Raw genomic sequence first — 14880 nt, 5'->3', positions numbered from 1 at the left:
CCACGCGCGACCACAAGCGTGAATCGCCGTAATAACGATCATTCTCTGTTTTTTGGACGCGTTGGACCAGCACTACAATCTTTGGTTGCCTCCGCCCCTGAGTGCGAGCCAGTCAAAGGCCGCCAGCGCATGCGCCTTGGCGATGTGCAGGAACTCGGCCACCGTCACGTGCTCGTCAGCCCGCCCCATGCTCACCGGCGAGGGGCCATAGAGGTAGGCCGGCACGCCCGCATAGCGCCAATATCGGCTGTCCGATCCGCCGAGGCTCGAGCACGGCACTGGGCGCGGCGCGCCGAGGTCATGCTCCACCACATCGGCGAGGATGCGCACCATCGGGTCGTCCGGCGGGGCGAGCGACGGCGGGTAAGAGTGTGTCTCCGTCACCACCCATGACGCCTCGGGGAAGCCGCCGAGGATGCGCGCCACGTTCGCCTCAACGGCAGCGCGCGTCAGGCCCCAGGGGTAGCGGATATCGCATTCGAGCTCACACAGGTCGGGCAGCTGGTTCACCTTCCGCCCGCCGCGGATCACGCCGGCGTTGAACGCGATCTGCCGCACCCACCGGCTTGCCCCCTGCCCGAGCCCCGCGTCATGGGCGGCGATCGTCGCAGGATCGTCCAGCGCGCGGGCCACCGCGTCGGGTAGTGGCGGTGCGAAGCCGTGCAGCGCATCGAGGGCCTGGACAATCGCGGCTGCGATCTTGATCGCGCTCGGCGACAGGTGGGGATAGCCGCCGTGCCCGCCGGGGGTACGCACCGTCACGGTGAAGCGCAGCGTGCCCTTCTCCATGAAGCGGATGTTGTTGATGCCCGAAGGCTCGCCGTTCAGCAGCACGTCGCCCCTGATCGCCTCGCCCATCGTCTCGAACAGCCACTTCGTGCCGAGCGCACCGCCCGTCTGCTCGTCGCTCACCGCCGTCAGCGTCACGCGGCCGGGGAGGACATCGCGGAACCGGTGCAGCGCGGCGAAGGCGATGCTGCTCGCCGCCGTGCCGGTCTTCATGTCGGCCGCGCCACGGCCGTAGAGCCGCCCTTCGCGGAGTTCGCCCGACCAGCCATCGGCGTCGTTCGGCGGGAACACGTCGATATGGCCGTTGAACACGAGATGCCCGCCCTCGCCTTCACCCCGGCCATCGAACGCAGCGACGAGGTTGGGCAGCTCAGGCCGCGCGGCATGGATGCGTGCCGGGCACCCCTCGACGTCGAGGAACGCCGCCAGCACCGCCGCCGCTGGCCGCGTGTCGCCGGGCGGGTTTGCCGATGGCGCCCGCAGCAGCCGTTGCAGCAGCGCGACCTGCGCACCCTCCGTCGCGCGCAGATGCGCGATCAGCGCCAGCCGCGCCGCAGCGATCCCATCGCGTTGCCCCATCACCGGTCCCCCGTGTTGCATGCGGGTGAGGCTAGGCCGATGCTCTCCTTCCGTCACGCCACCGGAACCGAGCCGCCATGACCCTGATCGCCCCGCGCCCGCCGCAGCCGAACCATGCGCCGTCGGAGCGCGACCTCCGGGAGGACCTTGCCGCCGCCTACCGGCTGATCGCGAGATTCGGGATGGACGACCTGATCTACACCCATCTCTCCGCCCGCCTGCCGGGGGACGGGGAGCCGCGCTTCCTCATCAACCCCTACGGCATGCTGTTCTCCGAGATCACCGCCTCGTCCCTCGTCGTGATCGATGTCGAGGGCAACCCGATCGGCGAGCAGGCGTGGCCGGTGAATCCCGCCGGCTTCGTCATTCATTCCGCGATCCACATGGGCCGCGACGATGCCCATTGCGTGATGCACACCCACACGCTCGCCGGCATGGCGGTCGCGGCGACGGAGGATGGCATCCTGCCGCTGAACCAGATCAGCATGGAGTTCCACGGCCGGGTCGCCGTGCACGACTACGAAGGGATCGCGGCCGACGACAATCTTGACGAGCGTGGGCGGCTCGTGCGTGACCTTGGCGCGCTCAACTGCGCTCTGCTGCGCAACCACGGGCTGCTGACGGTCGGCGAGACGGTCGCCGAGGCCTTCTACTATATGTACTATCTGGAGATGGCCTGCCGCATCCAGGTGGCGGCTACCGGCATGAGCCGCCCGCTCTCGCTGCCGCCCGCCGCCGTCGTGGCGCGCACGCGCGACCAGTTCAGCGGTGGTTCCGACAAGGGATGGCGCCCGTGGGCGGCACTCCGCCGCCTGCTCGACCGCGAGGACCCCTCCTACCGCGACTGAGGATGCGCAGGCATAGTGCACCAGCCAGCCGCCATGGCCACTCAACCGGGGAAGGAGACATGATGACAGCCCACGATCCTGCGCTGCTCGCCGCACTCGCCAAGATCGATACGCCGACGATCTGCAACGCGCTCGAGGAGCTGGTCTCGCCGCGCCAGCTGATCCGCTTCACGACGAAGCCGTTCGTGACCAATGACAGCCCCGATGCGATCTTCATCGGCTATGCCCGCACCGCGATGATCCGCGCCGAGGCGCCGCCCTCGATGAGCCCGGCCGAGCGCAAGGCGCTCCGCCTCCGCTATTACGAGCATGTCGCGACCGCCACGCCTGGCCCGAACGTCTCGGTGATCCAGGACATCGACAGCACGCCCGGCACCGGCGCCTTCTGGGGCGAGGTGCAGACCACGGTGCACAAGGGGCTCGGCGTCGCGGGCTGCGTCACCAACGGCTCGATCCGCGACCTCTCGATGATGGCGCGGCCCTTCCCGATGATCGCCGGCATGCTGAACCCGAGCCACGCCTTCGTGCATGTCGTCGCCGTCGGCGTGACGGTGAGCATCCACGGCATGACCGTGCATGACGGCGAGCTCGTGCACGCCGACCGTCACGGCGCCTGCGTGATCCCGCACGACGTAGCCGCGAAGATCCCGGCCGTGAACGACCTGCTGACGCGCCGCGAGGCGGTGATCCTCGGTGCCGCCCGCAAGGCCGATTTCAGCATCGACGTGCTGCGCGAGGCGCTGTCGAAGGCCGAAGAGATCCACTGACGCGAAACGGCCGGGCGGGTAACGCCGCCCGGCCGCGATCACGCCGCCTCAGTAGGGGCCGGTGCCCTTGGCCGGGCCTGCCGTGCCCTTCGTCGCCGCCACCGCCGCCTTTGCCGCGTTCACGAGCAGGGCCGTGTCGGCCAGCACCGTGGCGAACTGGAAGCCCATCTCGAACATCCGGCGCGCACCCTCGGGGCTCGAGGTGTGCGTGCCCGGAACGATGCCGTGCTTCTTGGCCGTCTCGCAGATCTTCCGCATCGTCGCGAGCGTCTTCTCGCTCGTCGGGTCGCCGACCGGGCCCTCGCCGAGGGCGAGGCCAAGGTCAGCCGGCCCGACATAGATCGCGTCGAGCCCCGGCGTCGACATGATCGCGTCGAGGTTGTCGAGGGCCGGTGCGGTCTCGATCATCGCGAAGGTGACGATCGTGTCGTTGGCGTGCTTGGCGTAGTCGGAGCCGGCGTACCAGTTCGCGCGCGTCGGGCCGAAGCTGCGGTAGCCGTGCGGCGGGTAGCGGCAGGCCTGCACGAAGCGCTCGCACTCGGCACGGTCATTGATCATCGGGCAGATGATGCCGTAGGCGCCGCTGTCGAGCAGTTTCATGATGATGCCGGGCTCGTTCCAGGGAACGCGGGCGAGCGGCACGATGTCGGATGTGCTGATTGCCTGCAGGATCGGCAGTGCGGTGTCGTAGTGCACCAGCCCGTGCTGGAGATCGACCGTCAGGCTGTCCCAGCCGCCCTGGACCATCGCCTCGGCGGCCGCGCCGGACGGGATGCCGCACCACCCGTTCACCACCGTTCCGCCGGCCTTCCAGATCTCACGAAGCTTGTTGGCGCGCACTGCCCATCCTCCGGTTGTCTTGACCGCGCAGCGGATGCCGCGCCGTGCCGCATCTGAGCGCATCGGCGCGCGACGGCCAAGCCGGCACGAAACATGGCAGTGGTTTCATGGTGCCCGTTGCGTTGCTTCGCAGTGCAACGTTACAGTCCACCACCAGCCCCGGCTGAATCCTTGTTGCAATGCAACAAGCGAGGCACGGGAAACGACGGCAGAAACCCGGATACGGGACGCAAGCAGGGGAGAAACAGGATGACCAACGCGACACTATCGCGCCGTTCCGCGCTCAAGGCGGGGATCGGCGGCGTCGCGGCCTCGGCGCTGGCAGCGCCGGCCGTGCATGGCCAGCCGCGCACCACCATCCGATGCGGCTTCTGGGATCACTGGGTTCCCGCCGGCAACGGCGCGCTGCGCGAGCTCTGCGCGGCCTGGGGCCAGCGCGAGCGCGTCGACGTGCAGGTCGACTTCATCACCTCGGTCGGCCGGCAGAACGAGCTCACGATCGCTGCGCAGGCGCAGAGCAAGTCGGGCCACGACATCCTCTCCTTCCCGACCTGGTTCCCCGCCGCCTATGCCGACCAGCTTGTCCCGATGGACGACGTGATGGGCAGGCTCGCCGCCAAGTACGGCGCAGTGACGCAGGCCGCCGAGTACCTGGCCAAGCGCGACGGCAAGTGGGTTGCCGTGCCGGCCGTGTCCGGCACGCAGATGAAGCCCTGCCTCGGGCGCATCGACCTGCTGAAGCAGCATGCCGGGTTCGACCCGCGCGAGATGTGGCCGGCGGCCGACCGTGCCGGGCCGGGGGCCGATGGCTGGAACTGGGATGCCTTCCTCGCGGCCGCCGAGAAGTGCCACGCCGCAGGCGTTCCCTTCGGCCTGCCCATGGGCAGCTTCTCCGATGCGGTCGACTGGGTGGGCGCGCTGTTCGCCTCGTTCGGCGCCAACATGCTGGACGAGCGTGGCCGCCCCACGGTCAGCGGCAACCAGAAGCTGCGCGCGGCAGTCGAGTACATGGCGAGGCTCGCGCGCTTCCTGCCGAACGATGTGTGGGCATGGGATGACGCCTCGAACAACCGCGCCATCCAGGGCGGTCGCTCGGCGCTGATCTTCAACCCGCCCTCGGCCTGGGCGGTGGCGCGGCGCGACAACATGGCGGGCCACGACCAGCAATGGACCTTCCCGATGCCGTCGGGGCCGGAGGGGCGGTTCACGCCGTACCTGCCGTATTTCTGGGGCATCTGGAACTTCAGCCGGAATGTCGGGCCGTCGAAGGCGCTGATCGAGTTCCTCTCCGAGCGCGAGTCGGCCGATAAGCAGACGACGATCAGCAACGGCTACGACATTCCGCCCTTCGCCAGCATGAACGACTTCGCGGTGTGGCAGAACGAGGGGCCGCCGACGGGCGTGGTCTACAACTACCCGATCAAGCCGCACCACAACGCCAGGACCTCGGTGGCCTTCGCGCCCGCGCCTCCGGAGATCGCGGTGCAGGCCTACACGCAGGGCCTGAACACCGGGTTGATCGCGCGCATCGCCCAGGGCGGGCAGACGGTCGACCAGGCGCTCGGCTGGGCCGAGCGCGAGCTGCGCAATTTCGCGCGCGGCTGACGGTCGCGCGGTCGAGGCACGGTTGGGCGCCGGCGGAGCGTGTTCCGCCGGCGCCCGCATCCCTGGAGGGCGTGATGGCACCTGACGGAACTGCCAGGCCGGCGCTTTCCACGCGGCCGGCGATCAAGGGGCGCTCGCCTGGCGTCTCCTCGCTGGAGCGCCTGGCGCGACGGCGGTCGTCCATCGCGTTCCTCATGACGCTGCCGCTGATCCTCGTGATCGCGGGCCTCGTCGCCTACCCAGCCGCCTGGGCGATCTACCTTTCGACGCTGAACCGCCGGATGACGGCGAATATCGGGTTCGAGAACTACCTGATCCTGCTCGATTCCGAAACGTTCCGGATGATCATCTGGCAGTCCTGCTTCTTCGCCCTCACGGCCGTGTTCCTGAAGGCGCTGATCGGCTTCTGGCTGGCCCACATGCTGCACAACATCCCCACCAAGGGGCAGCGCAAGTGGCGCGGCATGCTGCTGATCCCGTGGGTGATCCCGCCGGCGCTGTCGACCCTCGGCTGGTGGTGGATGTTCGACCCGTCCTACTCGTCGATCAACTGGATCATCAACGTCTTCGGCTTCCCCTCGATCCCCTGGCTCGGCACGCCGTGGTGGGCGCGCATCGCCGTCATCACCGTGAACGTGTGGTATGGCGCGCCATTCTTCATGATCATGTACCTCGCCGCGCTGAAGAGCGTTCCCGAACAGCTCTACGAGGCCGCCGCGATCGATGGCGCGACGTCATGGCAGAGGCTGCGCTTCATCACGCTGCCGATGATGCAGAACATCATCTCGATCACCGTGCTGTTCAGCCTGATCGTGACCTTCGCCAACTACGACATCGTGCGCGTGCTCACCAATGGCGGCCCGCGCGACACCACCCACCTCTTCGCGACCTACGCGTTCCAGGTGGGCATCCTCTCCGCGAACCTGCCGCGCGGCGCGGCGGTGTCGCTGTTCATGCTGCCGATCCTCGCCGTCGCTGCCTACTTCATCCTGCGTGGCGTGACGCGGCGCACCAAGGAGATCGCCTGACATGGCCGACGCAGCGGCGAACCGCGACTTCCCGCGCGCCTACACCAAGGCGGGCAGCCTGCATAGCGAACGGCTCTGGGCACTGCGCGTCTCCTACGTCTCGCTGGCCATCGCCTCGCTGATCTTCCTCGCCCCGCCCTTCTACATGCTCATCACGAGCCTGAAGACGAACACCGAGATGGCCGACCAGACGCTGAGCCCCTGGCTGGTCCGCGACCCCACGCTCGAGCACTACGCCGCCATCCTTGGCAACCCGATCTTCCTGACGTTCTTCAGGAACAGCATCGTGGTGACGCTGCTCGTCGTCGCGATCACGATGGTGATCTCGGTGCTGGCCGCCTTCGCGCTTTCCCGCATGCGGTTCTGGGGCAGCCAGGCGCTGGCCACCGGCGTGTTCCTGACCTACCTGGTGCCCGACACGCTGCTGTTCATCCCGCTCTACCAGATCGTCGGCGGGCTCGGCCTGCTCAACTCGATCTGGGGCCTGGTGCTGGTCTACCCGACGCTGACGGTGCCGTTCTGCACCTGGATCATGATCGGCTACTTCGCGTCCATCCCGAAGGAGCTCGACGAGGCGGCGCTGATCGATGGTGCGACCTGGCCGCAGATGCTGATCAAGATCTTCATCCCCGTGGCCCTGCCCGGCATCATCGCCGCGACCATCTTCGCCTTCACCGTCTCCTGGGCCGCCTTCGTGTATCCGACCGCGTTCATCACGCGGCCCGACCAGATGCCGTTGACGATCGGCATCGTCAGCCAGCTGGTACGCGGCGACACCTTCGCCTGGGGGCAGATCATGTCGGGCGCGCTGATCGCGGCGCTGCCGCCGGTGATCGTCTATGTGTTCCTGATGGACTACTACATTGCCGGGCTGACCGCCGGCGCGACGAAAGGATAGGGCTCGCCCATGGCGCAGGTATCGCTCCGCAGGATCGTCAAGGAATACGAGGGCCAGGTCCAGGCGGTGAAGGGCATCGACCTCGACATCGAGGACGAGGAGTTCGTCGTCCTCGTCGGCCCCTCGGGCTGCGGCAAGTCGACGACGCTGCGCATGATCGCAGGGCTCGAGGAGATCACCTCGGGCGAGATCGCGATCGGCGGCGAGGTGGTGAACGACATCCCGCCGCGCGACCGCGACATTGCCATGGTGTTCCAGAACTACGCGCTCTACCCGCACATGAGCGTCTACGACAACATCAGCTTCGGCTTGAAGCTTCGCAAGTTCTCGCGCGAGGAGATCAAGCGGCGGGTGGACAATGCCGCCCGCATCCTCGGCATCGGCGAACTGCTCGAGCGCAAGCCGAAGGCGCTCTCGGGCGGGCAGCGCCAGCGCGTGGCAATGGGCCGCGCCATCGTGCGCGACCCCAAGGTATTCCTGTTCGACGAGCCGCTCTCAAACCTCGACGCAAAGCTCCGCGTGCAGATGCGCACCGAGATCAAGCAGGTGCACCAGACGGTGCGCACCACCACCGTCTACGTCACGCATGACCAGGTCGAGGCGATGACGCTGGCCGACCGCGTGGTGGTGATGAATCACGGCATCATCGAACAGGTGGGCCCGCCGAACGAGCTCTACCGCAACCCCGCCACCATCTTCGTCGCAGGCTTCATCGGCAGCCCCGCGATGAACATGATCCCAGCCACGCTCACGCAGGCCGCCGGCGCGCTGAGCGTGCAGCTCGGCGACGGACTGTCCGTTCCGGTGCCGGAGGAGCGAACGGCGCGCTACGCCCCGCATGCGAACAAGGACCTACTGTTCGGCATCCGCCCCGAGCACCTGACGGAAGCGACCCGCATCGACAAGCAGAACCTCGCCCCGCTGACCGTGAAGCTCGACGTGATCGAGCCGATGGGGATGGAAACGCTGGTGCATTTCCACATCAACGGCACGAGCGTGTGCGGCCGCGTCGACCCTGCCGCCGGTGCCGTCGCCGGCACGATGATGCCGCTCGCCGCGCACATGGAGCACATGCACCTGATCGACAAGACATCCGGGAAGGTTCTCTGACCATGGCCGGACGGCTCGACGGAAAGGTCGCCTGGGTCACCGGCGCGGGCAGCGGCATCGGCCGCGCGGCCGCTGTCGCACTCGCGGCGGAAGGGGCAAAGGTCGCACTCACCGGCCGCCGCACCGCCCCACTCGAGGAGACGGCCGCGATGATCGGCGGCGGGCCCTTCGTCGCTGCCGCCGACCTGACTGATGCCGCGCAGGTCGCCACGGCACGCGATGCCGTGCTCGCGGCCTTCGGGCGGCTCGATATCGTCGTCAGTAATGCCGGGCTCAACGCGCCGGAGCGACGCTGGGCCGTGCTCACGCCCGCAACGATCTCGGCGCTGGTCGATGGCAACCTGAAGGCGCCGGCCTATGTGGCGCAGGCAGCACTGCCGGCCTTGCGCGCATCGCAGGGCATCATCGTCCACATCGCCTCCTGGGCGGGGCGGTTCATCGGGCACGTGTCGGGCCCCACCTATGTCGCGGCCAAGCACGGGCTCGTCGCGCTCTCCCACACGCTGAACATGGAGGAATGCGGCCACGGCGTCCGCTCGACCGTGATCGAGCCTGGCGAGGTGAACACCCCGATCATGGACCTTCGCCCCGTGAAGCTGCCGCCGGAGGTGCGCGCCCGGATGCTGCAGCCAGAGGACGTTGCCGCGGCGGTGCTGTTTGCCGTGACGATGCCCCCGCACGCCTGCATCAACGAGATCCTGATCAGCCCGACCGCCAACCGCGGCTACCTCGCCGAGATGGCCCGCGCGGCGCAAGGCTGAAGGGCCCGCCTGCGGGGTTGACCTCCCCGGCGCTCCGCGCTTGCTTCTGACCGGTTCCACCATCGGGAAAATTCCATGCTCATCACCGTCGCCGAGCTCAAGAGCTTCGTCGCAACGATCTTTGCCAAGGCCGGAACGTCGGAGGCGGAAGCCGCGCGCATCGCCGGCTACCTCGTCGAGGCCAACCTCGTCGGCCATGACAGCCACGGCGTGGTGCGCGTGCCGCGCTACATCCAATGGCTGAACGAAGGCAAGGTGCTGGCCGACGTGACGCCGGAAACGGTCGTCGACACGCCCGTCCTCGCGGTCGTCGACGGCAAGTTCGGCTTCGGACAGACGGTGACGCCCATCGCGGTGCAGCTCGGCATCGACAAGGCCAAGGCCATGGGGCTCTCGGCCGTGGCGCTCCGCAACAGCGGCCATCTCGGCCGGGCCGGCGACTGGGCGGAGATGGCGGCAGCGGCCGGGCTGATCTCGATCCACTACGTCAACGTCCAGGGCTCGCTGCTCGTGGCCCCGTTCGGCGGCGTCGACCGCAGGCTGTCCACCGCCCCCTATGCAATGGGCGTTCCGCTCCCGAACCGTCCGCTCATCCTCGATTTCGCGACGAGCCACGTCGCGGAAGGCAAGGTGCTGGTGGCCAGCCGCGGCGGCAAGAAGCTGCCGCCCGATGCGCTCATCCGCCCCGACGGCACCTTCTCCGGCGACCCGGTGACGCTCTACGGCGAGAACCCCGATCGCAACCCCGAGAATGGCGAGGGGGCGATCCGCGCCTTCGGCCTGCACAAGGGCTCCGGCCTCGCCTTCATGTGCGAGATCCTCGGCGGCGCGCTCACCGGCAACGGCACCTGCGGCCCGCGCGACGGCGCGCGCGGGCGCATCACCAACGGCATGATGAGCTTCTACATCCGCCCCGATGTGCTCGGCTCCGTCGAGGAGATGGCGGAGCGGGCAGAGCGTTACATCGCGTTCTACAAGTCATCCCGCCCGGCCGAACCCGGTGGCGAGATCCTGATCCCCGGCGAGGTCGAGAACCGCTCCCGCGCCGAGCGTGGGGCGAAGGGTGTTCCGCTGCCGGATGATACCTGGGGAAGCATCGTCGCCACGGCGCGCGAGGTCGGCATCGCCGACGCTGGTATCCCGAAGGCCGCCTGAGGCCAACCGAGATGCTGCGTCACACGGGCGGCGTCGATCATTGCATCGTCCTGGTGAACGACCTCGCCGCCGCGCGCGAGGGGTGGGAGCGCCTGGGCTTCCGCACCTCGCCGCGCGGCGTTCACTCGGCCCTCATGGGAACCGCCAACCACACCATCATGCTGGCCGATGACTATATCGAGCTGCTGGGCACCGTCTCGGAGACGGAGCAGAACCTGAAATGGCGCGAGCGGCTGACGGGCCCCGGCGAAGGCCTCGTCGCGATCGCGCTGCGCGCCTTCGATGCCGCTGCCTCGCGCGCCGAGCTTGCCGCACGCGGGGCTGATCCGCTGCCATTGCTGCATTTCGGGCGGGCCGTTGCCATGCCCGGTGCCGGCGCGATCGAGGCGCGGTTCGATGTGTTCCACCTCCGGAACGAGACCGCCCCCGGGCTCCGCCTGTTCTTCTGCCGCCACCTCACGCCGGGTGCGACCTGGCCGCCAGGCCTGACGGATCATCCCAACGGTGCCGTGGCGCTCGAGCGCTTCACCGTGCTGGCCGACGATCCAGCAGGGGCGGCCGAGGCAACCGCGCGGCTGCTCGATCGCACGGTCGTCGCGGGCGATGATGGTCTCGCGGTCGAGACGGGCCGTGCGCAGCTCGTCTTCGCCGACGCTGCCGGCCGCCCGCCGGGCATTGCCGCGATCGCCGTGCGCGTGCGTGACCTTGACGTGGCAGCCGCGGCACTTGCCGCCGGCGGGATCGACGCGACGCGACGCGACGATGCACTTGATGTCGCCCCAGCAGCGACGAACGGCGCGGCACTCAGCTTCATCAGGGCTTAAGCCACCACGTTCACGACGCCATTGCTGCCGGTGAGCTGGCCGCTCGTCGCGTTGCCGGCCCACGCGACCTGCTTCGGCCCTTCGACGCGCACGGAGGGCGTCCGCCCCGAACCGCGGATCACATTGGCCGAGACGCTGACAAGCGCATCCTCGGTCACGCGCAGCGACACGGTCGCGGCATTGCCGGGGCTGTCGAGCGGACCCCAATGCTCGACCACGTTGCCGGTGACGAGGGCCTGGCGGAACCGCGGCGGATCGCCCTCGGTCTTGATGCCCTCGCGCACCTCGACCAGCGTATCGACCGAGGGCCCCCGCACCCGGTTGTCGGTGATCGCGACACTCGCAGCCCAGAGCTGGTCGTTCGCCGGCGGGAAGCCCTGTGCCGCGAGCGGAATGACGACGATGGCGCGATGCGGCTTCGCACGCTCGTCGCTCAGGATCTTCAGGCCCTCGTCGGTGCGCGCAGGGTTGCTCCAGCTCACGTCGTTGCCGTGCACCGTCACGCGCGGGGCCGCGAGCGAGATCGCCTGGGCGATGCGCGCCCGCTCACCGGTCAGAGGCCAGCCCGTGTCGTGGATCGCGTTGTGCTCGATCACGACCTCGGTGCTGTCGACCAGCGCTTCCTTCTCCACCGCATGGTCCATCGCAGCGAAGGATAGGGCGACTGCGCTCGTGGCATCGACCCCACAGCGCACGAGCGTGTTGCCCGACACCGCGAGCCTGCCGCCCGCCACCTTGCCGGAATGCAGGCCGAGGATGCCCTGCTGCGCGCTTGCCGCGATCACGTTGCCGAGGATGGCGACGCGCGTGACATCGACCGTCATCACGCCGATGCGGCAGCCGAAGGCGCCGTTGCCGTCGATGCGCACGCCCTCGCCGCCGATCGCAATGACGCCGGCATGCGCGCCGACAGCGACGTTGCCCGCGACGAGCCCTGCCTCGCACCCGTTGAGCGCGACCGCATAGGCCCTGCCCGAGACCATGTTGCCGATGATCTCGACGCCGCTCGATGCCGCGCCACCGAGGCCGGAGGCGATGCCGAAGCTCAACGCTTCCGCCCCCTCGCCTTTCGATGCGACGACGATATCGTTGCCGGTGACGAGCCGTGCCCCCTGCCCTGCGAGAACGCCGCCATAGGGCCCCGTGCGCCAGGCCATCACGTTCTCGGAGACGGTCGCGTTCTGCGCCGCGGCGATGATGGCAAACGGGATCCTGTCGAGGCCTGTGCCGACCGTCGTCGACACGCCTGTCGTGGCATTAGTCGCGCCCGTCGTCGTTGCCGTCCCGGCGGATGTGCCGGCAGCATTCGTGATGGGCCCGGTGCCCGTTCCCGCGGTGAGCCGCGACATCGCCGCCGTGACATGCTCCGAGACGTCGATCGCGAGGCCGGGAGGGAGCGACGAGACGCGCGTCGTTCCCACCGTGCGGGAGACGCGCATAGCCTCCGCCGAAATCTCGGCACGCTCGCGCGAGACCACTACGGCATCGCGTCCTGCCAGCGTCCCGCTCGGCGGGGCCGTCGGCGGCGCAGCGACTGCGGGCGTGTCCGCCTCCTCCTCAGCGGCCGGTCCGCTGCGCAGCACGATGTTGTCGGCGATCAGCGCAAGCGTGGTGCCGAGGCTCTTGCCGCCCATCTGCTCGGTGCCGGCGAGAATCCCGATGCGATAGCCGATCGCCGTGTTCCCGGTGACGCGCAGCGCACCGCCGCACGCGAGAACGACGACAGCGGCGAACCCGGCATCGGATGCAGGCAGCCGCGCATCGAGGCGCGCCGTGCCCGCCTCGTCGGACGGATCGGCGATGAACACACAGTCATGCACGGCAAGATCAGCCGTCTCGCCCTCTGCCCTCACGCCGATCAGCAGCCGCTCGACGATCGAGGCCTCGATCGTCACGTCACGCCCTTCGGTGAACACCGCGGCGACGCCACCGCCGAAATCCTGCACCAGGAACCGGCAATGCGAGACATGCACCCGTTGCGCGGAGGCATCGATCATCAGCAGCCCGCCCTCCGTCTTGCGCTCGACCAGGCTGCCCAGCTGGAACACGATGCCGGAGATCGTGACATCGGTGACGGCGGCGCGCTGCGCGGCGGCCCCGCCGATGCGCAGATGCGGCACCTCGCCGGCACGCGTCAGCACGGCCGCCCCCGGCGCCTCGGCGTGCAACGACACGCGCGAGCGGCGGATCATCAGCGCGGCGCGCAGCGGATGGACGCCGGCCTTGAGGCAGACGCAGCCGCCCTCCTGCGGCAGGCTGTCGATCGCTGACTGGATGTCCTCTCCCGGCCGCACCACCACCGTGCAGCATCCCTCGCCGCCCTGGGGGGTGAGCGGCGGCCAGAGCGTGCGGCAATCGGATGGCTCGTCATTGCCGCTGACATTGGCGACCGCCGCTAGCTGCGCGACATGGTGGATCGGCCCATGCGGGGGTGCCGCGCTCAGCTCCTCGACGGAGGCATCGGCCGTGCGCGCGGCGAATACCCACCAATCGCCGGCGCGGAATTGCGCGCCCGCGCCATCGAGCGTGAAGTCGACCTCAACGCCTTCCTCGAGCGCAATCATCCCGCCGGCCACGCTCATCAGCCCGTTCGCGTCGAGGCTGTTGCGTGGGGCTGCCTGGTCCCAGCGGATGATCCGGGTGCGGCGCGCGGCGAGCGCGGCCGCAGTTGCGCCGAACGCGCGCCCGCCCGTTTCCGGAATGACGCGATCGAGAACGACGGCGAACCCGTCCTGCCCCGCCTCCTCGAGCGGCGGCTCCGCCACCTGCGCCATCGCCCCGCTCTCGCCGTTCAGGAACCTGTGCTCGTCGGTGATCTCCACCCAGTCACCGGCAGCGATCCGCAAGGCGGGGTCACGCCCGATGCGAGCGACTGTGAGGATGCTCACCTCCTTCGACCCACGCATTTCCTTCCGCATGCCGAGGACGGGCGAGCGGATCGATGCATTGTCGCGCGAGAACTTGAACCGCGCGGCGGACGTTGCGCCCCCGGCATGGACCTCGACGCGATAGAGGCGATTCTCGAGCCCGCGATACCCTGTCTTCGGCGCGATCAGGCATGGGTCCTCCGGCGCGGGAGGGGCGACCGCCCGCGTCGTGAGTCTGGCCGGTGAGGCGGCATCGAGCGGTGCCCCGCAGGCAGCCTGGCGTGCGGCCGCAACACGCACCTGCCACACCGTCTGCAGCCGTGCTGCCGTGTCGACGCCGCCCAGGGCAACATCGAGGAGAGAGGGGTCCTCGACCCACGTCACCTCGCGCTGCCACACGTCGAGGAACACGTTCGCCCCGCCGCCGGTGGGAAGCGCCAGCGGATCGGGCAGGAAGGGCTGCTTCAGGTAGCTGATCGGCTTGCCGTCCTCGGCGAAGGCCTCGGCGAGGAGGCCCTCCACGTACATTCGCCCCGGCTGGATGGAGAGGTCGCGTGGCGGCCCCGCAATGATGCCGATGCGGAATGCCTGGTCGGTCGAGAAGCGGCTGACGGCAGCGCGGCCGAACGTGTCGCGCGCCTGGCGGCGGATCCGCTCCTGCACGATCTCCGCCTGCTCGTTCCAGTCGGCGTCGACCTGGACGCGGCCCTGCTGCATCAGCACGGCGGCGAAACGCTTGCGCGGATCGTGCGTCTGGCGTGAGTAGTCGCCGGCCATGGCCTCTCTCCTCCGGTCCCGTCCTTGCGGCG

At 69.0% G+C, this 14880-nt stretch carries 12 protein-coding genes; 9 read left to right on the top strand and 3 right to left on the bottom strand.

Annotated elements, in window-relative coordinates; translation table 11 throughout:
- Nucleotides 1-72: 72 nt before the first annotated feature.
- A complete protein-coding gene (locus tag Q0C38_RS01085) occupies nucleotides 73-1368 on the bottom strand; it encodes a M20/M25/M40 family metallo-hydrolase (RefSeq protein ID WP_291295197.1) in 1296 nt (431 codons plus the stop codon).
- Nucleotides 1369-1445: 77 nt separating this feature from the next.
- Between Q0C38_RS01085 and Q0C38_RS01080 the strand changes: the two genes are divergently transcribed.
- Entirely contained in the window at nucleotides 1446-2216 is a 771-nt protein-coding gene (locus Q0C38_RS01080) for a class II aldolase/adducin family protein (RefSeq protein ID WP_291295196.1), read from the top strand.
- Nucleotides 2217-2278: 62 nt separating this feature from the next.
- Nucleotides 2279-2983 (top strand): RraA family protein, encoded by a 705-nt coding sequence (locus tag Q0C38_RS01075; RefSeq protein ID WP_291295195.1) that lies wholly within the window; start codon nucleotides 2279-2281, stop codon nucleotides 2981-2983.
- Nucleotides 2984-3031: 48 nt separating this feature from the next.
- Here Q0C38_RS01075 and Q0C38_RS01070 read toward each other — a convergent pair whose 3' ends face one another.
- The gene (locus tag Q0C38_RS01070; protein ID WP_291295194.1) at nucleotides 3032-3823 is read right to left on the bottom strand and encodes an HpcH/HpaI aldolase/citrate lyase family protein; all 792 of its coding nucleotides are present in this window, start codon (nucleotides 3821-3823) and stop codon (nucleotides 3032-3034) included.
- Between the two features lie 249 nt (nucleotides 3824-4072).
- Here Q0C38_RS01070 and Q0C38_RS01065 point away from each other — a divergent pair, with 249 nt between their 5' ends.
- The 7 genes from Q0C38_RS01065 (at nucleotide 4073) to Q0C38_RS01035 (ending at nucleotide 11204) form a co-directional block, all read left to right on the top strand.
- On the top strand, nucleotides 4073-5428 hold the full coding sequence (locus Q0C38_RS01065) for an ABC transporter substrate-binding protein (protein ID WP_291295193.1): 1356 nt from the start codon (nucleotides 4073-4075) through the stop codon (nucleotides 5426-5428).
- A gap of 74 nt (nucleotides 5429-5502) precedes the next feature.
- Entirely contained in the window at nucleotides 5503-6456 is a 954-nt protein-coding gene (locus Q0C38_RS01060) for a carbohydrate ABC transporter permease (protein ID WP_291295192.1), read from the top strand.
- Nucleotide 6457: 1 nt separating this feature from the next.
- Nucleotides 6458-7354: a carbohydrate ABC transporter permease gene (locus tag Q0C38_RS01055; RefSeq protein ID WP_291295191.1), complete on the top strand. Its 897-nt coding sequence runs from the start codon at nucleotides 6458-6460 to the stop codon at nucleotides 7352-7354.
- 9 nt (nucleotides 7355-7363) lie between these two features.
- The gene (locus tag Q0C38_RS01050) at nucleotides 7364-8464 is read left to right on the top strand and encodes an ABC transporter ATP-binding protein (protein WP_291295190.1); all 1101 of its coding nucleotides are present in this window, start codon (nucleotides 7364-7366) and stop codon (nucleotides 8462-8464) included.
- Between the two features lie 2 nt (nucleotides 8465-8466).
- The gene (locus Q0C38_RS01045; protein WP_291295189.1) at nucleotides 8467-9225 is read left to right on the top strand and encodes an SDR family oxidoreductase; all 759 of its coding nucleotides are present in this window, start codon (nucleotides 8467-8469) and stop codon (nucleotides 9223-9225) included.
- A 75-nt stretch (nucleotides 9226-9300) separates the two neighbouring features.
- A complete protein-coding gene (locus Q0C38_RS01040; RefSeq protein ID WP_291295188.1) occupies nucleotides 9301-10380 on the top strand; it encodes a malate/lactate/ureidoglycolate dehydrogenase in 1080 nt (359 codons plus the stop codon).
- 11 nt (nucleotides 10381-10391) lie between these two features.
- Complete coding sequence (locus tag Q0C38_RS01035) at nucleotides 10392-11204, top strand: VOC family protein (RefSeq protein WP_291295187.1); 813 nt, start codon at nucleotides 10392-10394, stop codon at nucleotides 11202-11204.
- On the opposite strand, the gene Q0C38_RS01030 is transcribed toward Q0C38_RS01035, so the two are convergent.
- Nucleotides 11201-14848 carry a DUF6519 domain-containing protein gene (locus Q0C38_RS01030; RefSeq protein ID WP_291295186.1) on the bottom strand — a complete coding sequence of 1216 codons (3648 nt, stop codon included), beginning with the start codon at nucleotides 14846-14848 and terminating at the stop codon, nucleotides 11201-11203. The two genes, Q0C38_RS01035 and Q0C38_RS01030, sit on opposite strands and share 4 nt — an antisense overlap.
- Between the last annotated feature and the right edge of the window lie 32 nt (nucleotides 14849-14880).

The organism is Elioraea sp., from assembly GCF_022842375.1.
Taxonomy (GTDB): Bacteria; Pseudomonadota; Alphaproteobacteria; order Acetobacterales; family Acetobacteraceae; genus Elioraea_A.
This window is presented reverse-complemented; position numbering and strand designations above follow the sequence as displayed.